Consider the following 24298-nt stretch of genomic DNA (forward strand, 5'->3'; position numbering starts at 1 on the left):
AGCCCCCCATTCGACACCCGTACGGTCCCGCGGCCAAGGAAGCGGGCTCAGCCCTCCGCGATCTCCCGCACCTCGCAGGTGACCGTCCAGTGCTCCTCGTGCACCTTCAGGAAGCGCTTGGTCCACTCGATCGCCTCGGCCATGTCCTTGGCCTGGACGATCGCGTACCCCCCGACGACCTCCTTGGCCTCGGTGAAGGGCCCGTCCGTCACCGACAGCTCGCCCTTCTCCCACCGCACCCGGGCCCCCTGCGCGGTCGGCGTCAGCCCGGCGGTGTCCAGCAGCACCCCGGCCTTCGTCATCTCCTCGATCAGCTCACCCATGCGCTGCATCAGCGCGTCGCTGGGGCCCTCGGCGGGGGCGGTCTGCTCGTCGATCTGGACCATCGACAGGTAACGCGGCATGGTGACTCCTCGGTCGCTGCGGGCCGGTCCTTCCCGGCCTCTCACCAGTGCGTCGATCGTGAGAGGCCGGGATCGACAGGCTCCGCGGATTTCTTCGGAGATTTTTTCACGGCCCTTCAGACATGGGCCTGACCTGCTACGACAGCGAGCCGCCGAACGACGCCTTCTCGACCGGCGCCCCGACCGTCCGGGGGCCGAAGGTGAACGCCGCGTCCGTCACGATGCCGGTCGGACGGCCCCGCAGCGACCAGACCGCGCCTTCACCGGTGTTCCCGCCCTCGACCATGTTCTCGCGGGACGCCGCCGCCGCGAGGTCCGCGTAGGCGTTGCCGTTGATGTCGAGGAGGCTGACCGCGTCACCGAAGTTGTCGCTCGACTCGGCGGCACCGGGGACGCCCTCGGTGTCCTGGGTGAAGCCCTGGGCGCCCGTGCCCGTCACACCGCCACGGCTGCCGTAAAGGACGTTGACCATGCCCGCCCCGTCCTTGTCGCCGAGCCTCTCGCCGGGCGCGCCCACGGCCACGTCGGCGTAGCCGTCGCCGTTGACGTCACCGGCCGCCACCGCGTCGCCGAAGCGGTCCTCCTCCTCCTTGGCGCCAGGGACCCCTTCGGTGTCCTGGCTGTACGACTTCCAGGTCGACGCCGGCTTCAGACCGGAGGCGGAGCCGAGGGCCACGGTGACCGTGGACTCGTTCGGGACGCCCCGGACGACGTCGTCGTAGCCGTCGTGGTTGACGTCGCCGAAGGCCACCTGGCCGCTGCCCTCGGGGCCGGCGGCATAGGTGAAGGCGCCTCCGGAGGCGTTGGCCAGGTAGAGCTGGGAGCCGATGCCGCCGTCGCCGGTGTAGACGGTCAGCGCGAGGTCATCGCGACCGTCGCCGTTGACGTCCCCGGCGGCCGCGTACATCACGTCGAAGGGCTCCACCCTGGTCGAGCCGAAGTCCTGCGTGGCGGCCGGCTTCCCGGCCCGGGATATCGGGCCCCGCCAGACGGTGGCCTGCGTGCCGAGCGGGTCGTCGCCCGGGGAGCGGCCGCCGCGGAACAGGACCAGGTCCGGCCAGCTGTCGCCGTCGAAGTCGCCCGCCTGGGTGGTCGCCGCGGGCACGGACACCCCGCCGGACAGGCCCTCCTTGGAGCCCCAGACGACGACCGCGTCCCGGGTCGAGGAGGCCTGGCCGATGATCAGGTCGGTGCGTCCGTCGCCGTCCAGGTCCCCCGTGGACAGCTGGTAGCCGAAGTTCTCGCCCGCGGCGGGAGCACCCGGGATTCCGCTGGTGGAACGGCTGATGATGGTGCGGTGGTCCTTGGTCAGGCCGTGCGGGCCGCCGTACATGACGGTGACGTACCCCGCCCCCTGCTTGCCGCCGACGGTGGCGATCGGGGCGCCGACGGCGAGGTCCTTGTAGCCGTCGCCGTTGAAGTCGTCCTGGACGGCCTTCGACTCGGCCGCCGCGGCGCTGCCGGCGAGGGCGGGAATCCCGCCGAGCGCGAGCACTCCGGCGATCAGCGGCACGGACCAGGCTTTGTACGAACGCGAGTTGGACATAGGTGTTCCCCCTGGTTACTGCAGTGTGGTCACCGCAACAGACACCCCTGGACGCTCGATGGTTGCAACAGTCGTCCGATTCCTCAGCGGAGCGACTTCCACAGCTTGCTCGCCGCCGGCTCCTCGGCCACCACCCGGTTGGGGTCGGAGGGGGCGGTCACGACCGGCATGGTCACGGTCTTCACGTCGTCCGCCGCGAGGCCCTTCAGGCTCTCGCCGAGGCTGATCAGCTCGGTCAGGGAGTCGAGGCCGGTGTCGGTGGTGAGGCTGCCGGTGAGCGCGTCGGCGACGGAGTACAGCTTGGTGGGGTTCGTCAGGAGGTTCGTCGAGGAGATCTGCTCCAACAGGGCTTTCACGAGCTTCTGTTGGAGGCCTATTCGGCCCAGGTCGCTGCCGTCGCCTATGCCGTGCCGCGTGCGGGCGAGCGCGAGGGCCGTCTTGCCGTCGAGGTGGTGGGTGCCCGCCTTCAGGTGCAGGTGGCTGTCGTCGTCGTCGATGTCCTCGTCCGTGGTGACCGTGACCCCGCCGAGGGCGTCGACCAGCTTCGCGAAGCCCGAGAAGTCGATCTCGATGTAGTGGTCCATGCGGACGTCTGTGATCGACTCGACGGTCTTGACCGCGCACACCGGACCGCCCACCGAGTAGGCGCTGTTGAACATCGCCCCGTACGCCACCGACGTGGAGCCGCCGCTCGACAGGGGGCAGGACGGGCGGGTGACGAGGGTGTCGCGCGGGATGCTGACGATGGTGGCCGTGGTCCGCCCCGCGTCGATGTGCACGACCATCGCGGTGTCGGACCGGGCGCCGGTGCTGCTGCCGCCGCCGAGCGCCTTGTTCTCCTTGCCGCTGCGCGAGTCCGAGCCGAGGACCAGGATGTTGACGGCTTCGGTGGGCAGCGGGGTGGCGGAGGCGGTGCCGGACGGGGTGGGCGTGGTGACCGCCTTCGCGGGGCGGTCGTCGCCGAGCGCGCTGTTGATGTCGACGCTCTTGATGTTGGCGTTCAGATGCCAGTAGACCCAGCCGGCCGTCCCGATGCCGAGCACCAGGAGGCCGGCCAGACCGAGGCCGACGGCCTTCAGCAGTTTCGGCCGCCGGCCCGGTCTGGTGCCGGCGTCTCCGCCCTCTTCCTGTCCCGCCTCTTCTTGTCCCCGCGCAGTCACAGGGAGGAACGTAATTCCGAATTATTACGGGCAGGAACCTCCAGACGGGATTACTTCGGAAATTCTCAGACTTCTCATGCCGTCATCACCCCAGCTCAACGGCGGGTACCGGGTTGCTGCCACTCCACGAGCCGTTGAATCCGAAGCTCACCGAGCCGCCGTCCGGAACCGTCCCGTTATAGGAGGCGTTCGAGCAGCTGACCGCCGTGCCGGACTGGGTGCAGGTCGCGTTCCAGGCCTGGGTGACCTGCTGCCCCGCGCCGAACGTCCAGTCGGCCTTCCAGGACGAGAGCGTGCCGCCCGAGCAGGAGATCGTCACCTGGCCGGTGAACCCGGTGTTCCACTGGCTGGTCACGGCGTACTTCGCGGTGCAGCCCTCCGTCGAGGGACCACCTCCGCCCCCTCCACCACCGCTGCCGCCGAGCGCCTGGGCGATCGCGTAGTACGCCGGTTTCGGCGCGTAGCTCTCGTCGTACGGCGTCGCCGCGCCCTGCCCCGGGAAGGTGCTCGGGACCCAGGAGTCGGAGTCGGTGAAGCCCCATACGGTGACGCCGGCACAGCGCGTGACCGCCACGCAGGCGTTCATGACGGCCTTGTAGTCGGCCGCCTGCTGGGCCAGTTTCGTGCTGTCGGAGGGCAGCGTCATCCGGATGTCCAGCTCGGTGATCGCCACGTCGACGCCGAGGTCGGCGAAACGCTGGATGTTCTGCTGGAGGGTGGCGGGCACCTGGCCGACGATCAGGTGGGCCTGGAGGCCGACGCCGTCGATCGGAACCCCTTGCGCCTTCAGCGACTTGACGAGGTTGTAGAGAGCCGTGCTCTTGGCGTTGACGCCCTCGACGTTGTAGTCGTTGATGTACAGCTTGGCGGCCGGGTCGGCGGCGCGGGCGGCGGTGAGGGCCTGCGCGATGTAGCCGGTGCCGAGGCCGTTGTACCAGAGGGTCTGGCGGTAGGTGCCGTCCTCGTTGAAGGCTTCGTTGACGACGTCCCAGGCGGCGAGCCGGCCCTTGTAGCGGCCGACCTCGGTCGCGATGTGCTCGTTGAGCAACGTACTGAGCTGGGCGGCGGTCCAGGTGCCGTTCGCCAGCCAGCCCGGGTTCTGGCTGTGCCAGACCAGGGTGTGGCCGCGCACCTGCTGGCCGTGCGCCTCGGCGAAGTTCACGATCTGGTCGGCCTCGGCCCAGTTGAAACTGCCCCGGGTCGGCTCGACCGATCCCCACTTCATGGCGTTGCCGGGGGTCAGCGAGTTGAACTGCGCCCCGGCGAGGTCGCCGTATGTGCCGGTGAGCTTGGACCCGGTGACGGCCGTACCGATGACCTTGCCCTTGACAGCGGCGAGGTCGCGGAGAGGCGGGTCGGCGGCGTGCGCCGCGGGCGCCGTGAGCAGGGTGGCGAAGCAGGTGACGAGTGCCACGAGGGGTAAGCCGGATCTCAGAGATGGCATTGCGGGTGCCTCCGAAAGTTTCGGTCGAACAACCGATTGGCTCGGAGGAGTGTGAGCGCAGCCACCCCACCCGTCAATAGCCCACCTCCCCACACACCCACCCAGGGGCGCGAGGAACCGCGCGCCCAGCCACGACCCACCCGCACATGGCTAGAGCCACGCGCACCATCCCCACCCAGGGGCGCGGGGAACTGCGCAACCAGCCACAACGCACCCGCACGCAGCCAAAGCCACGTCCACCGTCCCCACCCAGGGGCGCGGGGAACGGCGCGACCAGCCACAACGCACCCGCACCCGCCCCACAACTGGTCGCACCACCCCGCACCCCGGACCCACCGACCGCAACACCCGGGTCAAACCGTCGGTGGACCCCCCGTACTGCTCCGCACCACCAGACTCGTGGCCAGTTCCACCCGAGTCGCCGCCGGGTTGCCGTCCTCCCGGCCCAGGTCGAGGACCAGCTTCGCCGCCGCCTCGGCCATCTCGGTCAGCGGCTGGCGCACGGTCGTCAGCGGCGGGCCCACCCAGGGCGCCACGGGAAGGTCGTCGAAGCCGACCACGCTGAGGTCCTCCGGGATACGCAGGCCCAGCTCGCGCGCGGCCTCGTACAGACCGAGCGCCTGGAGGTCGTTGCCGGCGAAGACCGCGGTGGGCCGGTCCGGGCGGCGCAGGAGTTCCAGGCCCTGGCGGTAACCGGTCTCGTGGTGGAAGTCGCCGGCCATGATCAGCGCGGGGTCGACGGGCAGGCCCGCGGTCTCCAGGGCGGCCCGGTAGCCGTCGACGCGGGCGCGGCTGCACATCATCCGGGACGGCCCGGTGATCGCACCGATCCTGACGTGCCCCAGCTCGACGAGGTGCCGGGTGGCGGCGAGCCCGCCCTGCCAGTTGGTGGCGCCGATCGAGGGCACATCGGCGCCGGGATCACCCGCCGGGTCCATCACCACGAACGGGATCGACCTGCTGCCGAGCAGCGCGCGCTGGGACTCGTCGAGCCCGGACAGCACGAGGATCACGCCGTGGGGGCGGCGGGCGGCGACCTGGTCGGCCCAGGTGCGCCCCGGCGTGAGCCGCCCCGCGCTCTCGCTCAGCACGACACTCAGCCCGGCGTCGCGCGCCACGTTCTCCACGCCCCGGATGACCTCCATCGCCCACGCGCTCTCCAGCTCGTGGAAGACCAGGTCGATCAGGGGGGAACGGCTCGCCTCGGCTCGCCGGCGCCGGTATCCGTGCGCGCGCAGCAGGCCCTCGACACGGGCGCGGGTCGCGGGGGCGACATCGGCTCTGCCGTTGAGGACCTTCGAAACTGTCGGCGCCGATACGCCCGCCTCACGGGCGATCTCGGCAAGGGTCGCGGTCTGGCCCGACCGTCCTGCCGCAGGGGAAGTCGTCCGGGTTTCAGCGGGCTCCGGGGGTGTCATGGCGGCGATCGTATCCCTGCGCGACCTCTTGACGAACCCTCCTGGCGGCCCTAGGTTCCCAAAACATTCGGATTGAATATCGAAACATTCGCGAAGCCCGTCGTCGACCCGACAGTCGAGCCCGACAGGAGTTACATGACCACCGCGCCCTGGCGTGACCCCGCACTGACCGCCGCCGCCCGCGTCGACGACCTCCTCTCCCGGATGACCCTTCAGGAGAAGACCGCCCAGCTCTACGGCGTGTGGGTGGGCGCCAGCGCGGACGGGGACGGAGTGGCTCCCCTGCAGAGCGAGATGACCGCCGACTACGAGTGGGACGAGCTGATCACCCAGGGCCTGGGCCAGCTGACCCGCCCCTTCGGCACCGCCCCCGTGGACCCGGCGCTGGGCGCGCAGGCACTGGCCCGCGCCCAGCGCCGTATCGCCGACGCCGGCCGCTTCGGCATTCCCGCGCTCGCGCACGAGGAGTGCCTGGCCGGCTTCACCACCTGGCGGGCCACCGCCTATCCTGTCCCGCTCGCCTGGGGCGCGAGCTGGGACGCCGCCCTGGTCGAGGAGATGGCCGGTGCCATCGGCCGGGACCTGCGCACGGTCGGCGTCCATCAGGGCCTGGCCCCCGTCCTGGACGTCGTCCGCGACCCGCGCTGGGGACGGGTCGAGGAGACGATCGGCGAGGACCCGTACCTGGTGGGCACGATCGGCGCCGCGTATGTCCGTGGCCTGGAGTCGACGGGGGTCGTCGCCACGCTCAAGCACTTCGCCGGGTACGCCTCCTCGGCCGGCGCCCGCAACCTCGCGCCCGTGCGCGCGGGCGTGCGGGAGTTCGCCGACATCACCCTCCCGCCCTTCGAGTTCGCCCTGCGCGAGGGCGGGGCCCGCTCGGTGATGGCCGCGTACACCGACACCGACGGCGTCCCGGCCTCCGCCGACCCCGGCCTGCTGACCGAACTCCTGCGCGAGGACTGGGGGTTCACCGGCACCGTGGTCGCCGACTACTTCGGCGTCGGCTTCCTGCAGACCCAGCACCGGATCGCCGGCACCGAGGCGGGCGCGGCCCACGCGGCCCTTGAGGCGGGCCTGGACGTCGAACTGCCGACGGTGAAGTGCTACGGCACACCGCTCCTGGACGCGGTCCGGGCCGGGGAGGTGCCCGAGGCCCTGATCGACCGGGCGGCCCGCCGGGTCCTGCTCCAGAAGTGCGAACTGGGCCTCCTCGACGAGGACTGGAACCCGGAGCCCACCGAGCGGATCGACCTCGACTCGACGGCGAACCGCGTTCTGGCCCGCCGTCTCGCCGAGGAGTCCGTGGTCCTGCTCGACAACCCGGACGGGCTGCTCCCGCTGGCCCCCGACACCCGGATCGCGGTCGTCGGCCCCCGCGCCGCCGACGCCCTCGCCATGCTCGGCTGCTATTCGTTCCCCTCCCACGTCCTGACCCACCACCCCGACGTCCCGACGGGCATCGAGATCCCCACGGTCCTTCAGGCGCTGCGCACCGAACTTCCCGACGCCAAGGTGACGTTCACCGAGGGTTGCGGGGTCGACGACCCGGACACCGCGGGCTTCGAGGAGGCGGTGGCCAGGACCGCCGAGGCGGATGTGTGCGTGGCGGTGCTCGGCGACCGGGCAGGCCTGTTCGGGCGGGGCACGTCGGGCGAGGGCTGCGATGTGACGGACCTGCGACTCCCCGGCGTACAGGGTGAGTTGCTGGACTCGCTGGTCGCGACCGGCGTCCCGGTCGTGCTGGTCCTGCTGACCGGCCGCCCCTACGCGCTCGGCCGCTGGCAGAGCCGGCTCGGCGCGGTCGTCCAGGCCTTCTTCCCCGGCGAGGAGGGCGGCCCGGCGGTCGCGGGAGTGCTGTCGGGCCGGGTGAACCCCTCGGGCCGCCTCCCGGTGAGCGTCCCGCAGGTGCCCGGCGGCCAGCCGTGGACCTACCTCCAGCCGCCGCTCGGCCTCGCGGGCGGGGCCAGCAACCTGGACCCGACCCCGCTGTACGCGTTCGGGCACGGGCGCTCCTACACGGAGTTCGCCTGGGAGGACTTCGAGGGCTCGGCACCACGGATCACCACCGACGGCTCGCACGACCTCGCCGTCACCGTCCGCAACACGGGCGACCGCGCGGGCGCCGAGGTCGTCCAGCTGTATCTGCACGACCCGGTGGCCTCGGTGACCCGGCCGGACGTCCGCCTCGTCGGCTATCAGCGCCTCGAGCTGGACCCGGGCGAGTCCCGCCGGGTGACCTTCCGCTTCCACGCCGACCTCTCGGCCTTCACCGACCGCAAGGGGCGCCGGATCGTCGAACCGGGCGACCTGGAGCTGCGGCTGGCCGCGTCGAGCACGGACACCCGGCACACGGCACGGCTGCATCTCACGGGCCCGGTAAGGGAGTTGGGCCCGGACCGCCGGCTGCGCTGCGAGACGGAGGTGGCGCAGACGGGGTGATCCCCGTACGGCCTCAGTCGGCGCCCAGCGACTCGAACCGCCACCGGTGTACCGCCCGGGCGACCAACTCGCCGTCGGGCTCGGGGAGTTCGGGCAGCTCGGCGTCGTAGGCCGCGTCCCACCAGGTGAGGACGAGGACCCGGTCCTGCGGCGCCCGGAAGGTCTCGCGCCGCAGCGGTCGTACGGGAAGGTCCTGGCGGCGGGCCCAGGCGAGGAGCTCCTCGCCGCGTCCCTCGGCCGCCCGGGCCTCCCACATCAACGCGACGGTCACGAGTACAGGTTCTCCTTGCTGACCTCGTGGACGTGGTCGTGGCCCGGGACGTGCGGGTCGGTCACCGGCAGCGAGGAGTCGGCGGAGAGGTCCCAGCTGGAGGCGGGCCGGTTGCGCGCGACCATCTCCGCGCCCAGCGCCGCGACCATCGCGCCGTTGTCGGTGCACAGCTTGGGCCGGGGCACCCTGAGCCGGATCCCGGCGGCCTCGCAGCGCTCCTGGGCCAGGACCCGCAGCCGGGAGTTGGCGGCCACACCGCCGCCGATCATGAGGTGGTCGACGCCCTGGTCCTTGCAGGCCCGCACGGCCTTGCGGGTCAGCACGTCCACCACCGCCTCCTGGAAGGACGCGGCCACATCGCGCACCGGCACCTCCTCCCCCGCGGCCCGCTTGGCCTCGATCCAGCGGGCGACCGACGTCTTCAGCCCGGAGAAGGAGAAGTCGTACGCCGGGTCGCGCGGCCCGGTCAGACCGCGCGGGAACGCGATCGCCGACGGGTCGCCCTCCTTCGCGTACCGGTCGATGACCGGGCCGCCCGGGAAGCCGAGGTTGAGCACCCGGGCGATCTTGTCGAAGGCCTCGCCGGCCGCGTCGTCGATGGTGGCGCCCATGGGGCGGACGTCGGAGGTGATGTCGGAGGACAGCAGCAGGGACGAGTGCCCACCGGAGACGAGCAGTGCCATCGTCGGTTCGGGCAGCGCCCCGTGTTCCAGCTGGTCGACGCAGATGTGGGAGGCGAGGTGGTTGACGCCGTAGAGGGGCTTGCCGAGGGCGTAGGCGTACGCCTTCGCGGCGGAGACCCCGACGAGCAGGGCGCCGGCGAGCCCCGGGCCCGCGGTGACCGCGATGCCGTCCAGGTCCTTCGGGCTGACGCCGGCTTCCTTCAGCGCGCGCTCGATGGTCGGCACCATCGCCTCCAGGTGCGCCCGGCTGGCCACTTCCGGCACGACACCGCCGAAGCGGGCGTGCTCGTCGACGCTGGACGCGATGGCGTCGGCCAGCAGGGTGGTGCCGCGGACGATGCCGACGCCGGTCTCGTCACAGGAGGTCTCGATGCCCAGGACAAGCGGTTCGTCAGCCATTGATCTCGGTTCCTCGTTCGGATGTCGGTCCCGCGGCGGCGCCGCTGTCGGATGCTGTGGTCAGTCGCATGACCAGGGCGTCCACGTTGCCCGGCTGGTAGTAGCCGCGCCGGAACCCGATGGCCTCGAAGCCGAAGCGCTCGTAGAGCTTCTGGGCGCGGAGGTTGTCGATCCGGCACTCCAGCATCACTTCGGTGCACTCGAAGGCGGTCGCGGCCCGCAGCAGCTCGGTCAGCAGCACCGAGCCCAGTCCGGTGCCCCAGTGGTCGCGGGCGACGGCGATGGTCTGCACGTCGGCCCCCGTGCCGGAGCCGGCGTCGTCGGGGCCGCCATCGGAGGCGGTGCCGGCGGTGGCGAGTCCCGCGTATCCGACGAGCCGTCCGTCCGCCTCGGCCACGACGTACCGCCGGGTCGCCTCGGGGCCCCGGGAGTGCGCGAGTTCGGACCAGAACATGCCCCGGGACCAGGCGTCCTCGGGAAAGAGGTCCTTCTCCAGTTCCAGGACGGGATCGATGTCCCACCAGCGCATCTCACGCAGTACGGGATTCACGGGTGTGGTCACTTGGGCGTGACCACCTTGTAGTTCTTGGGAACCTGGGCGTCGGGCCGCCGCAGATACAGCGGTCTGGGCGCGGGAGGCGCGACGCCTGCGGCGATCCGCTCGGCGGCGAGGGCGGCCAGCGAGGCGGCCGGGACGTGCTCGGGGTCGCGGGCGTCGGGGAAGGTGTCGGGGTAGAGCACCGCCCCGGCTCCGACCGCGGGCAGCCCCTCGACCTGCTCGGCGATGTCGGCGGGCCGGTCGACGGCGGGTTCCCCGGTACGCGTGCGGGAGTCCTCGTAGCGCGCCCAGTAGACCTCCTTGCGCCGCGCGTCGGTCGCCACGACGAAGGGCCCGTCGTCCAGGCCGGCGGCGTGGGCGAGTCCGTCCAGGGTGCACACCCCGTACACGGGGATCCCGAGCGCGAGCCCGAAGGTGTCCGCGGTCATGAGCCCGACGCGCAACCCGGTGTAGGGCCCGGGCCCGGTCCCCACGACGATCCCGGTGACGGCGTCCAGTTTCACCCCCGCGTCCGCGAGCACCCGGTCGACGGCCGGCAACAACAGCTCCCCGTGCCGGCGTGCGTCCACCTGGCTGAAGGAGGCGACGACGTCCCCTCCGTCATGCAGGGCGACGGTCACGGCGGGGGTGGCGGTATCCAGAGCGAGCAAGAGCACGCAAACAGCCTACGGCTCCGGGGGCCCCGGGATGGCCGCCGGCCGCTTTCAGGGGTGCGGGGCCGTATCCATGTGCGGCTCCGCCGCGTGGGCTCGACCAGCCACGACGGCACAGCACACGAGTGGCAACCTGCTACCGTCGCCACAAATCAGGACCAACTACGCAAGAGGTGGCCGGTGGCACCCAGCAACGCGGGCTTCGTGACCGCCCTCACCGCGGCGGCCCTCGCGACGGTCGGTTTCCTCGCCTACCAGGCCTCCGCGTCGGCCCCCACCGGAACGCACACCGGCGGCGCCCCCGCGGTCGCCGCCTCCTCCAAGGCGCCCCGGGACGACCGGCACCCCGACGCCCTCCCGCCGGACTCCGGCACGGGCAACCGCGTCGTGTACTCCCTGGACGACAACCGGGTCTGGCTCGTCGGACCCGGCGACAAGGCCTTCCGCACCTTCGAGGTCGCCCCGGGGAACATCCATCCCGCCCCCGGCACCTACACGGTCACCTCCCGCTCGGGATCCGTGACCGGCACCGACGGCGCCCCCATCGAGCACGTGGTCCGCTTCGCCGGCGTCGACGGCGTGGCCGTCGGCTTCAGCGCGGCCGTCGACGACGCGCCGGCCCCGGCCTCCACCGGCACCGTGCGGACGGGCGGCATCCGCGAGTCCCGCGCGGACGGCGACGCGATGTGGGACTTCGCGACGATCGGCGCGCGGGTCGTGGTGATCCGCTAGGAGCCGGGGCCCAGGGCCTGTCAGGCGGCCTTGGGGTGCTCGTGTCCGACGGTCCGGCGCCCCGTCCCCGGATCGGGCACCCGCGGCGGTGTCGAGACGGCTTCCGCCGCCGCGCAGGACGCCAGCAGGTCCCGCATGGACACACCGCGGACGATCGCGTACGGCTGCGGCTGCTGCTGGGGACGGTTCTCGGTGGCCGCCATGGACGCCTCCTGGAGTTCGGGGGCGGGCGTAGTTAGGTAGACCTAACCACGAGCTGGGTACCATGTGACCACGCACAAGACGCCGAACGCAATATCTTGCCGACGCGTTGTCGGAACGTTCACGGAAAGGGCGGGCAGCCCTCAGGCCGTCAGCACGCTGAGGTCGGCCGCGGTCCACCGCTCACCGAGCGGTGTCAGCGTCACGTGCCGTACCTCGTCGGTGGTGTCGCCGACCGCGCGGTGGATCTGCACCTGCAAGCGGTCGTCGGTCAGCTCCTCGACCTTGCCCTCGCCCCACTCCACGACGATCACCGACTCCGGCAGCGACACGTCGAGATCGAGGTCCTCCATCTCGTCGAGCCCGCCGCCCAGGCGGTAGGCGTCGACGTGGACGAGCGGCGGCCCGTCCCCCAGCGACGGATGCACCCGGGCGATCACGAAGGTCGGCGAGGTGACCGCCCCCCGCACCCCAAGCCCCTCGCCGAGCCCGCGGGTCAGCGTCGTCTTGCCCGCTCCGAGCTCACCGCTGAGCATCACGAGGTCCCCGGCGCGCAGCAGCTTGGCGAGCTTCAGGCCCAGCTCGCGCATCTGCTCGGGGGAGGTGACGGTCAGCTCGGTCTCAACCGGGTTGCGCGGTACTGCTTCCATAACCGCCAACGGTAGCCCCTGCGGGCACCGCTCCCGCGCGGGTGAGCAGGTCGGCGAGGCGGTCGGTGACCACCTCCGGGTGTTCCAGCATGACCAGGTGTCCGGCGTCGGGGACCAGCACCAGTTCCGCCTCCGGCAGCAGGGAGGCGATCGCCTCGCTGTGCTCGCTGGGCGTGACCATGTCCCCCACCCCGGCCAGCACGAGCACCGGCTTGTCGACGAAGTGGGCGAGGGCCGCGGTCTTGTCGTGGTTGTCGAACGCCGGGTAGTACTCGGCGACCACGTCGATCGGGGTGCCCTCGATCATCCGCTCGGCGAACCGGACCACGGCCGGGTCGACGTCCCGGGAGGCGAAGGAGTACCGCTTGATGATCCCGGCGAACAGGTCGGCGGTGGCCCGCCGTCCCTTCTCCACCAGGTCGGCCCGCTGCCCGAGCATCTTGAGGACGCCCGGCAGCACCCGCCGTACGGCGTTGACGCCCGCGACGGGCAGCCCGAAGTTGACCTCGCCGAGCCGTCCCGACGACGTGCCGACCAGGGCCACCGCCACCACCCGGTCGCGGATCAGCTCAGGGAACTGATCGGCCAGCGCCATGACGGTCATCCCGCCCATGGAGTGCCCGACGAGCACGATCGGCCCCTGTGGCACGGCCGCGTCGATGACGGCCTTGAGGTCGCGCCCCAGCTGCTCGATGTCGACCGGCACCCCGTCCTGCACCTGCCGCACCCCGCGCGCGGACCGCCCGTGGCTGCGCTGGTCCCAGTGCACGGTCCGTACGACGCCTCTGAGGGCGGCCCGCTGGAAGTGCCAGGAGTCCTGGCTGAGGCAGTAGCCGTGGCTGAAGACGACGGTGACGGGAGCGGGGGCCTTGCGCCCGAACAGGCGTCGCCGGCGCGGCGACAGCGCGGGCACGGCCTCCGGGTCGACGTCGTCGACCTCGTAGTAGAGCTCGGTGCCGTCGTCGGCCGGCGCCTTGCCGGGGGTGCCGCGCAGGGCGCCGTAGGGCCCGGTCGAGTCGAGGGCGAGCCGCGCCTTCTGCCGCATTCCGCGCCCGACGGTGAGCCGCTCTATGGCCACCCCGGCCGCGGCACCCGCGGCGACGACCCCTATCGCGGCGCCCGCGAACCCGGTCGCGCGCCGCCAGCCGGCGTTCGCCCCCGCGGCGGAGGCGAGCGCCACCGACGCGGCGACGTCCACGACGGCCTCCGCACTGCTCTCGCTCACGTACCGCTCCTGTTCGCTGGGTCGGGTGATCCCGATGTTGCTGATGTTGCCAGTGCTTCCGACGCGCGTCGTGAGGGCACTGACGTCGGTGTTCCCGGACTCGCCGTTCTCGCACGCACTTGTGCGGTTACCCCGCTTGTTCCTCGTTCACATAGACGCGGGGAACGCGTGTTCCGATGCGGGTGACAATTTCGTACGCGATGGTGCCCGCGGCCTGCGCCCAGTCCTCGGCGGTGGGCTCGCCCCGGTCGCCGGGGCCGAAGAGGACGGCCCGGGTGCCGGCCGGGGGCCGGTCGCCTCCGAGGTCCACGACGAACTGGTCCATGGCGATCCGCCCGGCCACCGTCCGCCACTTGCCGTCGACCAGCACCGGGCCGGTCCCGGAGGCGTGCCGCGGGATGCCGTCCGCGTAGCCGACGGGCACCAGACCGAGGGTCGTCTCACCCGGGGTGACATAGCGATGGCCGTAACTGACGCCATGGCCACCCGGCACGCCCTTGACCAGCGCGATCGACGCCGACAGCGTCATCACCGGACGCAGTCCGAAGTCGGCGGGGGCGCCCGTCTCGGGGCTGGGCGAGATGCCGTAGACCGCGATGCCGGTGCGGACGAGGTCGAAGTGGCTCTCCGGAAGGGTGAGCGTGGCGGGCGAGTTGGCGATGTGCCGCACCTCGGGGCGGACGCCCTGTCCCTCGGCGTACGACACCATCTCCCGGAAGAGGGCGAGCTGGGCGGTGACGGAGGGGTGTCCGGGTTCGTCGGCGCGGGCGAAGTGCGACCAGAGACCGGTGACGCGGAGGAGGCCGTCGGCCTCGGCCTGCCTCGAACTCGCGACCAGTTCGGCCCAGTCCTCGCCGGGCTGGCAGCCGCCGCGCCCGAGCCCGGTGTCCGCCTTGAGCTGCACGCGCGCGGGGAGGCCGGCCCGCCGGGCCGCCTCGGTGACCTCCCGCAACGCCCACATCCCGCTGACGGACACGTCGAGGTCGGCCTCGATCGCCTCCCGCCAGGGCCCGCCGGGCGTCCACAGCCAGCACATGATCCGCCCCGGAAGTCCGGCCTCCCGCAGCGCGAGGGCCTCCTCCGGCGTGGCGGTCCCCAGCCAGGCCGCCCCCGCCTCGACCGCGGCGCGGGCGCACGGCACCGCGCCGTGGCCGTACGCGTCGGACTTGACCACGGCCATGAGGGCGGCCCCCGACGCACGGGCACGCAGAGCCCGCACGTTGGCCCGCAGCGCGGCCAGGTCGATCTCGGCACGGGCGCGGAGCGGTGCGGTCGGGGCAGTTGCTGTCTCGTTCATGACGCCCCCAGTGTCTCAGAGGCGACTGACACCACCGGTGAGCACGTCCCCGGCGACGGGCACGCGCGTGCGTGTCAGAGGCTGAGTCCGTGCCGGGCCAGGTACTTCACCGGGTCGATGTCCGAGCCGTAGGGCCGACGGGCGCGGACCTCGAAGTGCAGATGCGGGCCGGTCGCGCGCCCGGTGCTGCCGCTGCTCCCTATCCGTGTCCCGGCCTTGACCTTGGCGCCGCGCGCGACCGAGATGCGCGAGAGATGGCCGTAGACGACGTAACGGGAGTCACTCATCTTGAGCGTCACGGCCTTTCCGTACGACCCCGACCAGCTGGCCAGGACGACGACGCCGCTGCCCACCGCGTACACGGGGGTTCCCTTCGGCACCGCGAGATCCACTCCGGTGTGGTATCCCACCAGCCAGTTGCCCCGGACCCGGTAACGCATCGTCACTCTGGCCCGCTTACGGAGGGGGCGGCTCCATTTGGTGGACGCGAGGGAGCGGTCGCCGGCCTCGATGTCCTCGGGTTCCTCGGCGGCTGCCAGCAGTTCCTCGAACTCCGCGTCGTAGTCGCTGCCGCAATTGCCGCCGGCTTCCTCGACAGACGGGTCCGGCGGGTCCGATGGGTCCGGCGCGTGCTGCGGGTCCGACGCGGGCTGTGGGTCCTGCGGATCGCCGTGGAAACCGAGAACGGGACTCCCCAGAACGACTGCCGCGCCCCCGAGCAACTCGCGCCGGGTGGTGCCGCGTATATGTGGCTCATCCATGCGGCCAGCGAAACACCGCCCTTTCGGCTCCGCACACTCGGCCGTCCGGTATTGGTCCCATCAGGTGTTAGTTCGCGCTCACGCGTCCCTCACGTCCCGCCAGGCCGCCGGAACGGCCTCCGCCACGTCGTGCGCCCCCACCGGTGCCCCGTCCGCCGCGAACCGTCCCGCCAGCCCGTGCAGATACGCGGCCACGCTGCCGGCGTCCAGGGCGCCCAGTCCGGACGCGAGCAGAGACCCCGCGAGCCCCGACAGCACGTCCCCGCTGCCCGCAGTGGCCAGCCATGCCGTCCCGGTCGGGTTCACGCGCACGGCTCCGCCCCCGGCGTCGGCCACCAGCGTGGTCGATCCCTTGAGCAGCACGGTCGCGGAGTAGCGGGCGGCGAGTTCGCGCGCGGAGGCCAGCCTGGCCCCTTCGACCTCCTCGCGCGGCACCCCGAGCAGCGCGGCGGCCTCTCCGGCGTGCGGGGTCATGAGGGTCGGCGCGGTACGCGCGCGTACGGCGTCCCGGCCGGCGAGCCGGAGCCCGTCCGCGTCGACGAGCACCGGCACGTCCGACGCCAGCACCTCCGCGACGGCCGTGGCGTCGTCACCGGCACCCGGCCCGACGACCCACGCCTGCACGCGCCCGGCATGCTTCGGCCCCCGGTCGGAGACGAGCGTCTCGGGGAAGCGGGCGAGCACGGCGTCCCCGGCGGGCCCGACGTACCGCACGGCCCCGGCGCCGCCCCGCAGCGCCCCGGACACGGCGAGCACGGCGGCGCCCGGGTACCGCGCGGACCCGGCGGCGATCCCGACGACGCCTCGCCGGTACTTGTCGCTCTCCCCGCCCGGCACCGGCAACAGCCGCCGCACGTCGGCATGTTGGAGGGCCTCCAGTTCCGCCTCGCCGGGAAGGGCGAGCCCGATGTCGACGAGCCGCACCGACCCGGCGTACTCCCGCGCGGGATCGACGAGCAGCCCCGGCTTGTGCGTCCCGAACGTGACGGTCAGGTCGGCCCGCACGGCCGCCCCGCGCACCTCCCCGGTGTCCGCGTCCACCCCGCTCGGCAGATCCACGGCGACGACGGCGGCACGGGACAGGGCGGCGACCTCGGCCAGCCGGGCCGCGTCGGGCCGCAGTCCGCCCTTGCCCCCGATGCCGACGATCCCGTCGAGGAGGAGATCGGCTCGTGCGATCAGCTCGTCGGCACCGTCGGTCCCGGCAACCCGGCCACCGGCCCGCCGCAACGCGGCCAGCCCCGCGGAGTGGGCCCGCTCGGGCGCGAGCAGCACGGCGGCGACTCCCGCGCCCCGCCGGGCCAGCCGCGCCCCGGCGTAGAGGGCGTCCCCGCCGTTGTCCCCGATCCCGACGAGCAGCACGACCCGACGGCCGTACACCCGCCCCAGCAGGTCCGCGCAGGCCGCGGCGAGCCCGGCCGCCGCCCGCTGCATGAGCGCACCCTCCGGCAACCGGGCCATCAGTTCCCGCTCGGCTGCCCTGACCGTCTCCACGCTGTACGCAGTACGCATGGCTCCGAGTCTCCCCCGTCCCGGGCGAAGCCGAACAAGGCGGGCCCGGTCCGCCGGATATCGGATGCCGTGCCGTCGGCCCGGGGTGCAGACTCCCCGTATGGCAGACATGGGGGCGTTCCGGGACGCGGTCGGCGGCTGGGCGAACGGCGGTTCCGGTGAACCGGCGAGCGAACTGGCCGAGCGGCTGGGGGTGCGGACGGCGGTACTGCTGGAGGGCCCGAGCGACCTGGCGGCCGTCGAGGCACTGGCCGCACGGCGTGACCGGGACCTGGCCGCCGAGGGAGTGGCCGCCGTGTCGATGGGCGGCGCGATGAGCGTCGCCCGCTACGCCGCCCTCCTCGGCCCACCCGGCCTCGGCCTGCGCCTGACGGGCCTGTGCGACGAACGCGAACGCCCCTACTACGACCGGGGCCTGCAGCGGTCGGGAGCGGCGGACTCAGCGGTCTTCGTGTGCGTGTCGGACCTGGAGGACGAACTCATCCGCGCCCTGGGCACGGCAAGGGTCGAGGAGATCGTGGAGACCGAGGGCGACCTGCGTCCCTGGCAGACCTTCCTCTCCCAGCCCGCCCAGCACGGCCGCCCCCGCCACCAGCAACTGCGCCGCTTCCTCGGCACGAAGAAGGGCCGCAAGATCCGCTACGGCCACCTCCTGGTCGAGGCCCTGGACACGGACCGGGCACCGGCCCCGCTGGACGAGCTGTTCGCGGGGCTGTGAGGGGGGTGGGGCGGTGAGGCCTTCTCACCCCTCCGCGATCACCACGGCCGACGCCACCCCGGCGTCGTGACTGAGCGACACATGCCACGACCGCACCCCGAGAGCGGCGGCCCGAGCGGCGACGGTCCCGGTGACCCGCAGTCGGGGCTGCCCGCTGTCCTCGACGAACACCTCTGCATCGGTCCAGTGCAGCCCGGCCGGCGCCCCGAGGGCTTTGGCGAGGGCCTCCTTGGCTGCGAAGCGGGCGGCGAGCGAGGCGACGCCCCGGCGCTCACCGCTGGGCAGCAACAACTCACTGTCCAGGAACAACCGCCGTGCCATCCCCGGCGTACGCTCCAGCGACGCCGCGAACCGCTCGATCTCGGCAACGTCGATACCGACCCCGATGATGCTCATCCGCGCACTCTACGATCCGCCCGGCGCCCCGGGGTTCGCCTCTCCGGTCACGAGCCTTCCGGGTCCTCGACGAACCTCCAGCACGGACGGAATCCCCTTGGCCTCCCCTTCCGCCTTTCCTTCCGTCTTGTCTTCCGTCTTGCCCTCCAGATAGGCCACCTCACGAACCGTCCCCCGGCCGGGGAAGTAGTACTCGGCGGTGTCGGGATCGGTCTCCCGGAGTTCTCGGGCCGCTCCTGGAAGATCCGGTGCATGCCCTCGTGAGCTGATGTGACCGTGAGCGCACGGTGAGTCGATCACCAAAAGGACGATCCGGAAATACGGAGTACGTTCACCCTTTCGAGCGGCGAATTCGTCGAGCAGAGGAACCTCAGATGACCGGCACGGCCACCCGCTGCCTCGTGCGGCACCTGTCCTCCGAACTGCGCTGGACAGGCTTCCCTCGCGAGCTGCACTTCTGAATGCCCCAGTCAGGCCGCGACCGACTCGCATCTGCCATCTGGAGTAGTACTGCTCCAGATGTAGATCGCTAATGCGACGTCCGACCGACCGTGCCTACGGGTGCGTGTCCGTGATCGCGATGACCTCGTCGAGGCGGTCCAGGGCGGCCTGCAGGTCGTCGACCTTGGCCTGGATACGGTCCCGCTCGGCGCGCAGCATGGCTCGTTGATCGACGTCGGTGTGCCCGGAGACCCAGCACGGAAGGAGTTCCATGATCCTTCGGCTGGTCAGGCCTGCGGCGAACATCTGCTGGAAGAAACGGACCAGGGTGACGGCATCCTGCCGGTAGAGGCGCTGGCCGGACGGACTGCGCTCAGCGATGAGCAGCCCCTGCTGCTCGTAGTAGCGCACGGCGCGTACCGAGACACCGGCGCCCCGCGCCACCTCGCCGATACGGATCAGCGGCTCGGTCGCGGCCTCTGTGACGGTCATGGTGATTCCCCTCATCCCGGCCCCGACGACCAGCACTTGCCTCTGACGTTAGCGTCAGGTTTTAGCGTACGGGCATGGACATCAACAACTCAGTCGCCCTTGTCACCGGAGCCAACCGCGGCCTGGGCCGCGCCTTCGCCCAGCGCCTGCTCGAACGGGGTGCCCGCAAGGTCTACGCGACGGCTCGCCGGCCCGAGAGCGTGGACCTGCCCGGGGTCGAGGTACTGCCCCTCGACATCGCCGATCCCGCATCCGTGAGGGCCGTGGCCAAGGCCGCCCAGGACGTCTCGCTGCTCATCAACAACGCCGGGATCCAGACGGGGACCGACCTGGTGACCGGTTCGCTGGACGCGGTACGGCAGGAGCTGGAGACCAACGTCTTCGGCCACCTGGGAATGATCCGGGAGTTCGCACCGACGCTCGCCAGGAACGGCGGGGGCGCCATCGTCAACATCCTCTCCGCCATGTCATGGTTCGGGGGCAGCGGCGCCAACGCCTACCACCTGACCAAGGCCGCCGCCTGGGCCATGACCAACGGCGTCCGCCTGGAACTCGCCGACCAGGGCACGCTCGTGACAGCGGTGCACCTCGGCCTGGCCGACACCGACATGGCCGCGGGCTGGCCCGTGGCCAAGCTCGCTCCGTCGGACCTGGCCGACGCGGCGCTCGACGGTGTCGAGGCGAACTCCGCCGAGGTCCTCGCCGACCAGTGGAGCCGGGACATCAAGTCCCGGCTGCCGCTGGCGCCGGAAGAATTCAACGCCGCGATGGACCGCGCCCTGGCGGCACTGACGGCGGCATAAAGGGCCCGCACCGACTTCGGTCGGTAGCTTCTGGGCTCGGTACCCGGCGGGTGGGAGAGTTCTCGCCCCGCCCGCCGGTACCGGTTGTACCGGCGGGCGGATCACCGAACTACACCGCGGCCAGGTCACACCACACGAACTTCCCCCGGTTGCCGTTCCTCGCCAGCGGATGCCACCCCCACAGGTCGGCGCAGGCCCGGACCATCGCCAGCCCCCGCCCCGCCTCCAACTCGGTGATCGCCTCCAACTCCCCCGGCGGCTCCGGCGGTTCGGGGTCCGCGTCCCACGCCCCGATCCGCAGCACCCCCGCCGACCAACGCACCCGCAACGCGGCCGGCCCCTTCGTGTGGCGTACGGCGTTCGAGACCAACTCCGCCGCGAGCAGCTCCGCGGTGTCCGTCAGGCGGATCAGGCCGTGCATCGTGAGGATGAGCCGGAGGGTGCGGCGGGCGACGGTGACGGCTCGGACATCGTTCGGGATGTACAGCGTGTACTCCCAGGGTTCGTTTTCGGGCATGCGTGAACTCCGTTTCGGTGGTGGGGGGTTGGGGGCGGTGGCAGTGTCGCGGCCGTCATGGCGGGACGGGGCGGTGCGCTTCCGCAGAGTGTTCATTGCGTCACCGACGGTAGATCTATACATAGAGATTCAGCAAGCCGATCGCGTAATCTGACGCCGAACGAGTCGCGCCTCCAGGCGCGTTGAACCTAGGAGCGGTCGAGAGCTTTGAGGCGCGAACCGACGGCACGCCAGATGCGACTGGCCACTGAACTGCGCAGACTCCGAGAAGCCGCTGGCCTCAACGCCCGGCAGGCGGCAGCGCTGCTCGGTGTGAGCCCGGCCCAGATCACTCACATCGAGTCCGCCCTCGCAGGAGTGAGCGAGAAGCGACTACGCCGCCTCGCGTCCCACTACGCCTGTACGGACGAGGAGTTCGTCGACGCCCTGGTCGCGATGGCCACCGACCGGACCCGGGGCTGGTGGGAGGAGTATCGAGGCCTCCTGCCCACGCCCTTTCTGGACATCGCCGAACTGGAGCACCACTCCACGCACCGCCACGACGTGGAGTTCCTGTTCATCCCCGGCCTGCTCCAGACGCCCGGCTACGCCCGCGCGGCTTTCTCCTCCCGAGTCCCCGAACTGCCGCTCGACGAGCTCGAATTGCGGGTGCGTCACCGCATGGAGCGTCAGCGGCTCACCGTCCCGTACCGGGCGGTCATCCATGAGGCGGCGTTGCGCATCCGGCTCGGCGACCGGGCCGCCTCACGTGCGCAGCTCGCCCACGTACTGCAGCTCTCCGAGGCGGATCACATCACCGTGCGTGTGATCCCCTTCGACCTGGACGGTTTCGGCGGAACGTGGACCACCATGATGCTGGCGGGTGGCGCCGTACCCCGGCTGGACACCGCGGTTCGCGACGCGCCCCACGGCACTGCCTTCGTCGATTCCGAAGCCCAGCTCGGTGTCTTTCGAACTCTCCTTCATAGAGTGGAAGGCGCGTCACTCGACCCCGAGCGGTCCCGTGACTTCATCCACCGGCTGGCCAAGGAACTGTGAGGCACCCGTGACCCGCGACAACTGGCGAAAGTCGTCCTACTCCGGCGGCGGCGACGGCAACAATTGCGTCGAGATCTCAACCCACCCCACCCACATAGCCGTCCGCGACTCCAAAACCCCCACCACCGCCACCCTCACCTTCCCCCCCGCCCCCTTCTCCGCCTTCCTCGACGCCCTCAAGAGCGCCCCCGTGAGTCAGTGACCCCGCACCGGACAGCCGACTACTCCACGGTGACCGACTTCGCGAGGTTCCGGGGCTGGTCCACCTCGTTGCCCCGGGCGGTCGCCAGCTCGCACGCGAACACCTGCAACGGCACGGTCGCCACCAGCGGTTGCAGCAGGGTCGGCGTGGCGGGGATCCGGATCAGATGGTCGGCGTACGGCACCACCGCCTCGTCCCCCTCCTCCGCGATCACGATGGTCCGCGCACCCCTGGCCCGGATCTCCTGGATGTTGGACACGATCTTGTCGTGGATCACCGACCGTCCCCGGGGCGACGGCACGACCACCACGACCGGCAGATCCTCCTCGATGAGAGCGATCGGCCCGTGCTTCAACTCGCCCGCCGCGAAGCCCTCGGCGTGCATGTAGGCGAGTTCCTTGAGCTTCAGCGCGCCCTCCAGGGCGACCGGATATCCGACGTGCCGCCCCAGGAACAGCACGGTGTTCTTGTCGGCCAGCGACCGCGCCAGCGCCCGCACCGGCTCCATCGTCTCCAGCACCCGCTCGACCTCGCAGGAGATCTGCGACAGGTCCCGGATGACGGCGGAGATCTCGTCGCCCCACTTGGTCCCGCGCACCTGCCCCAGGTACAGCGCCACGAGGTAGCACGCCACGAGCTGCGTCAGAAACGCCTTCGTGGACGCCACGGCGATCTCGGGCCCCGCATGCGTGTACAGCACCGCGTCCGATTCCCGGGGGATCGTCGACCCGTTGGTGTTGCAGATCGCCAGCACCTTGGAACCCTGCTCACGGGCGTGCCGTAGCGCCATCAGCGTGTCCATGGTCTCCCCGGACTGGGAGATGGCGATGACGAGGGACCGCGCGCCGAGGATCGGGTCCCGGTACCGGAACTCACTGGCCAGCTCCACCTCGCAGGGGATCCGGGTCCAGTGCTCGATGGCGTACTTGGCGATGAGCCCCGCGTGGAAGGCCGTACCGCAGGCCACGATGACGACCTTGTCGACCTCCCGCAGCTCGGCGTCGGAGATCCGGACCTCGTCCAGCGTCAGGGAGCCGGCCGCGTCGATACGACCGAGCAGCGTGTCGGCGACCGCCTTCGGCTGCTCGGCGATCTCCTTGAGCATGAAGTAGTCGTAGCCGCCCTTCTCGGCGGCGGAGGCGTCCCAGTCGACGTGGAACGAGCGCACCTCGGCGGGCAGGCCGTCGAAGCCGGTGACGGTGACCCCGTCCCTGCGCAGTTCCACGACCTGGTCCTGACCGAGCTCGATCGCGGACCGCGTGTGGGCGATGAACGCGGAGACGTCGGAGGCGAGAAAGGCCTCCCCCTCCCCCACACCCACCACGAGCGGCGAGTTCCGCCGCGCGCCCACGACCACGTCCGGCTCATCGGCATGAACGGCCACCAGCGTGAACGCACCCTCCAACCGACGGCACACCAGCCGCATGGCCTCCGCGAGGTCCGTACAGGAGGAGAACTCCTCGGCCAGCAGATGCGCGACGACCTCGGTGTCCGTCTCGGAGGCGAGCGTGTGCCCCCGCTCCTCCAGCTCGGCCCGCAGCAGGGCGAAGTTCTCGATGATCCCGTTGTGCACGACCGAGACCCGGCCCGCGTTGTCCAGATGCGGGTGCGCGTTGGCGTCCGTCGGCCCGCCGTGCGTGGCCCACCGGGTGTGCCCGATGCCGGTGGGGCCGGTCGGCAACGGCCGATCGACCAGCTCCTTCTCCAGATTGACCAGCTTCCCGGCCTTCTTCGCCGCCGCCAGCCCGCCATCGGCGAGCACGGCGACACCCGCCGAGTCGTACCCCCGGTACTCCAGCCGCTTCAACCCGGCCATCACGACATCGAGCGCCGACTGCGACCCCACGTATCCCACGATTCCGCACATGCGCGGCAGCCTAGGGGGCGAGGGCCGCCGGAACACGGCACTTCGTGCCCGGATTCGGAAATCGCGGCACCGGCGAGAACGAGCCAACCCGTTCCACCGCTCCCTCATCGCCCTCACCGGCTCATCACAGAAGAACCACAGGATTCCCTTGCCCTCAGGGGTCTCGCACCCTCTCATGGCAGCGGTGCGGACCTGGGGCGGCTTCGCGCCAGGCGGCGGAAAGCCCTTGCCCGTACTCCCGGCCACCTGCCTAAAGTGGCCCCGCTTGACCGGATCATGACCAAATCCGGGAGGGCGTGCACGTCAGTCAGCGACCGGGGGAACGGTGTCGCTACGGGGGAGGGACCTTCTGTGCCGCAGTACCTGCAATCCGCGCGTCCCACGCCCGCCTGCAGAAAGCGTCCCTGACGCCTCGCAGGTCGAGGCCAACTCGCCAGTTCTTCACGGCCCCTGAGCCGCCATCGGCA

The 24298-nt window shown here is 71.5% G+C and carries 25 protein-coding genes; 6 read left to right on the top strand and 19 right to left on the bottom strand.

Going from position 1 to position 24298, the window contains the following annotated elements; all coding sequences use genetic code 11:
* Positions 1-47: 47 nt before the first annotated feature.
* The 5 genes from ACFYRX_RS03680 to ACFYRX_RS03700 form a co-directional block, all read right to left on the bottom strand.
* Positions 48-404, bottom strand: coding sequence for a YciI family protein (locus tag ACFYRX_RS03680; RefSeq protein ID WP_389096267.1), 357 nt, complete (start codon positions 402-404; stop codon positions 48-50).
* A 136-nt stretch (positions 405-540) separates the two neighbouring features.
* Positions 541-1950: an FG-GAP and VCBS repeat-containing protein gene (locus tag ACFYRX_RS03685; protein ID WP_389096268.1), complete on the bottom strand. Its 1410-nt coding sequence runs from the start codon at positions 1948-1950 to the stop codon at positions 541-543.
* A gap of 83 nt (positions 1951-2033) precedes the next feature.
* Positions 2034-3032: an LCP family protein gene (locus tag ACFYRX_RS03690; RefSeq protein ID WP_389096925.1), complete on the bottom strand. Its 999-nt coding sequence runs from the start codon at positions 3030-3032 to the stop codon at positions 2034-2036.
* Positions 3033-3195: 163 nt separating this feature from the next.
* Entirely contained in the window at positions 3196-4554 is a 1359-nt protein-coding gene (locus ACFYRX_RS03695) for an endo-1,4-beta-xylanase (protein ID WP_389096270.1), read from the bottom strand.
* Positions 4555-4907: 353 nt separating this feature from the next.
* Positions 4908-5972, bottom strand: coding sequence for a LacI family DNA-binding transcriptional regulator (locus ACFYRX_RS03700; RefSeq protein ID WP_389096272.1), 1065 nt, complete (start codon positions 5970-5972; stop codon positions 4908-4910).
* A gap of 135 nt (positions 5973-6107) precedes the next feature.
* Here ACFYRX_RS03700 and ACFYRX_RS03705 point away from each other — a divergent pair, with 135 nt between their 5' ends.
* The gene (locus tag ACFYRX_RS03705) at positions 6108-8414 is read left to right on the top strand and encodes a glycoside hydrolase family 3 N-terminal domain-containing protein (RefSeq protein ID WP_389096274.1); all 2307 of its coding nucleotides are present in this window, start codon (positions 6108-6110) and stop codon (positions 8412-8414) included.
* A gap of 13 nt (positions 8415-8427) precedes the next feature.
* Here the strand turns inward: ACFYRX_RS03705 and ACFYRX_RS03710 are convergent, their stop codons facing one another.
* From ACFYRX_RS03710 to tsaB, 4 genes are read right to left on the bottom strand one after another with little or no spacing between them, the layout of a single operon-like run.
* Positions 8428-8685 carry a hypothetical protein gene (locus ACFYRX_RS03710; RefSeq protein ID WP_389096276.1) on the bottom strand — a complete coding sequence of 86 codons (258 nt, stop codon included), beginning with the start codon at positions 8683-8685 and terminating at the stop codon, positions 8428-8430.
* Positions 8682-9767 carry a tRNA (adenosine(37)-N6)-threonylcarbamoyltransferase complex transferase subunit TsaD gene (tsaD, locus tag ACFYRX_RS03715; RefSeq protein WP_389096278.1) on the bottom strand — a complete coding sequence of 362 codons (1086 nt, stop codon included), beginning with the start codon at positions 9765-9767 and terminating at the stop codon, positions 8682-8684. Before tsaD ends, ACFYRX_RS03710 begins: the two co-directional genes overlap by 4 nt.
* Complete coding sequence (gene rimI / locus ACFYRX_RS03720; RefSeq protein ID WP_389096280.1) at positions 9760-10329, bottom strand: ribosomal protein S18-alanine N-acetyltransferase; 570 nt, start codon at positions 10327-10329, stop codon at positions 9760-9762. The genes tsaD and rimI overlap by 8 nt, the downstream gene beginning before the upstream one ends.
* Positions 10326-10982 (bottom strand): tRNA (adenosine(37)-N6)-threonylcarbamoyltransferase complex dimerization subunit type 1 TsaB, encoded by a 657-nt coding sequence (gene tsaB / locus ACFYRX_RS03725; RefSeq protein ID WP_389096282.1) that lies wholly within the window; start codon positions 10980-10982, stop codon positions 10326-10328. Before tsaB ends, rimI begins: the two co-directional genes overlap by 4 nt.
* A gap of 177 nt (positions 10983-11159) precedes the next feature.
* Here tsaB and ACFYRX_RS03730 point away from each other — a divergent pair, with 177 nt between their 5' ends.
* Positions 11160-11711 carry a hypothetical protein gene (locus ACFYRX_RS03730; RefSeq protein ID WP_389096284.1) on the top strand — a complete coding sequence of 184 codons (552 nt, stop codon included), beginning with the start codon at positions 11160-11162 and terminating at the stop codon, positions 11709-11711.
* A 20-nt stretch (positions 11712-11731) separates the two neighbouring features.
* Here the strand turns inward: ACFYRX_RS03730 and ACFYRX_RS03735 are convergent, their stop codons facing one another.
* The 6 genes from ACFYRX_RS03735 to ACFYRX_RS03760 form a co-directional block, all read right to left on the bottom strand.
* The gene (locus ACFYRX_RS03735) at positions 11732-11914 is read right to left on the bottom strand and encodes a hypothetical protein (protein WP_389096286.1); all 183 of its coding nucleotides are present in this window, start codon (positions 11912-11914) and stop codon (positions 11732-11734) included.
* 141 nt (positions 11915-12055) lie between these two features.
* On the bottom strand, positions 12056-12562 hold the full coding sequence (gene tsaE / locus ACFYRX_RS03740) for a tRNA (adenosine(37)-N6)-threonylcarbamoyltransferase complex ATPase subunit type 1 TsaE (RefSeq protein ID WP_389096287.1): 507 nt from the start codon (positions 12560-12562) through the stop codon (positions 12056-12058).
* On the bottom strand, positions 12534-13787 hold the full coding sequence (locus tag ACFYRX_RS03745) for an alpha/beta fold hydrolase (RefSeq protein ID WP_389096289.1): 1254 nt from the start codon (positions 13785-13787) through the stop codon (positions 12534-12536). Before ACFYRX_RS03745 ends, tsaE begins: the two co-directional genes overlap by 29 nt.
* 127 nt (positions 13788-13914) lie before the next feature.
* Complete coding sequence (gene alr, locus ACFYRX_RS03750; RefSeq protein WP_389096291.1) at positions 13915-15084, bottom strand: alanine racemase; 1170 nt, start codon at positions 15082-15084, stop codon at positions 13915-13917.
* A gap of 74 nt (positions 15085-15158) precedes the next feature.
* Complete coding sequence (locus tag ACFYRX_RS03755; RefSeq protein WP_389096293.1) at positions 15159-15845, bottom strand: M23 family metallopeptidase; 687 nt, start codon at positions 15843-15845, stop codon at positions 15159-15161.
* Between the two features lie 78 nt (positions 15846-15923).
* The gene (locus ACFYRX_RS03760) at positions 15924-17357 is read right to left on the bottom strand and encodes an NAD(P)H-hydrate dehydratase (protein WP_389096295.1); all 1434 of its coding nucleotides are present in this window, start codon (positions 17355-17357) and stop codon (positions 15924-15926) included.
* Positions 17358-17457: 100 nt separating this feature from the next.
* On the opposite strand from ACFYRX_RS03760, the gene ACFYRX_RS03765 reads away from it, so the two are divergent.
* Positions 17458-18075, top strand: coding sequence for a TOPRIM nucleotidyl transferase/hydrolase domain-containing protein (locus ACFYRX_RS03765; RefSeq protein ID WP_389096297.1), 618 nt, complete (start codon positions 17458-17460; stop codon positions 18073-18075).
* Positions 18076-18099: 24 nt separating this feature from the next.
* On the opposite strand, the gene ACFYRX_RS03770 is transcribed toward ACFYRX_RS03765, so the two are convergent.
* Positions 18100-18471, bottom strand: a complete 372-nt coding sequence (locus ACFYRX_RS03770) for a holo-ACP synthase (RefSeq protein ID WP_389096299.1) — start codon at positions 18469-18471, stop codon at positions 18100-18102.
* Positions 18472-19026: 555 nt separating this feature from the next.
* Positions 19027-19404 carry a MerR family transcriptional regulator gene (locus ACFYRX_RS03775; RefSeq protein ID WP_389096301.1) on the bottom strand — a complete coding sequence of 126 codons (378 nt, stop codon included), beginning with the start codon at positions 19402-19404 and terminating at the stop codon, positions 19027-19029.
* Between the two features lie 74 nt (positions 19405-19478).
* On the opposite strand from ACFYRX_RS03775, the gene ACFYRX_RS03780 reads away from it, so the two are divergent.
* Positions 19479-20207 carry an SDR family oxidoreductase gene (locus ACFYRX_RS03780; protein WP_389096303.1) on the top strand — a complete coding sequence of 243 codons (729 nt, stop codon included), beginning with the start codon at positions 19479-19481 and terminating at the stop codon, positions 20205-20207.
* Positions 20208-20316: 109 nt separating this feature from the next.
* On the opposite strand, the gene ACFYRX_RS03785 is transcribed toward ACFYRX_RS03780, so the two are convergent.
* Entirely contained in the window at positions 20317-20724 is a 408-nt protein-coding gene (locus ACFYRX_RS03785) for an ATP-binding protein (protein WP_389096305.1), read from the bottom strand.
* 234 nt (positions 20725-20958) lie between these two features.
* Here ACFYRX_RS03785 and ACFYRX_RS03790 point away from each other — a divergent pair, with 234 nt between their 5' ends.
* Both ACFYRX_RS03790 and ACFYRX_RS03795 read left to right on the top strand, forming a co-directional pair.
* Entirely contained in the window at positions 20959-21762 is an 804-nt protein-coding gene (locus tag ACFYRX_RS03790) for a helix-turn-helix transcriptional regulator (RefSeq protein ID WP_389096307.1), read from the top strand.
* A gap of 7 nt (positions 21763-21769) precedes the next feature.
* On the top strand, positions 21770-21964 hold the full coding sequence (locus ACFYRX_RS03795; protein WP_389096309.1) for a DUF397 domain-containing protein: 195 nt from the start codon (positions 21770-21772) through the stop codon (positions 21962-21964).
* Positions 21965-21983: 19 nt separating this feature from the next.
* Here the strand turns inward: ACFYRX_RS03795 and glmS are convergent, their stop codons facing one another.
* A complete protein-coding gene (gene glmS, locus ACFYRX_RS03800; protein WP_389096311.1) occupies positions 21984-23831 on the bottom strand; it encodes a glutamine--fructose-6-phosphate transaminase (isomerizing) in 1848 nt (615 codons plus the stop codon).
* Positions 23832-24298: the final 467 nt, after the last annotated feature.

Origin of the sequence: Streptomyces sp. NPDC005374 (assembly GCF_042872225.1) — a bacterium.
Classification (GTDB): domain Bacteria; phylum Actinomycetota; class Actinomycetes; order Streptomycetales; family Streptomycetaceae; genus Streptomyces.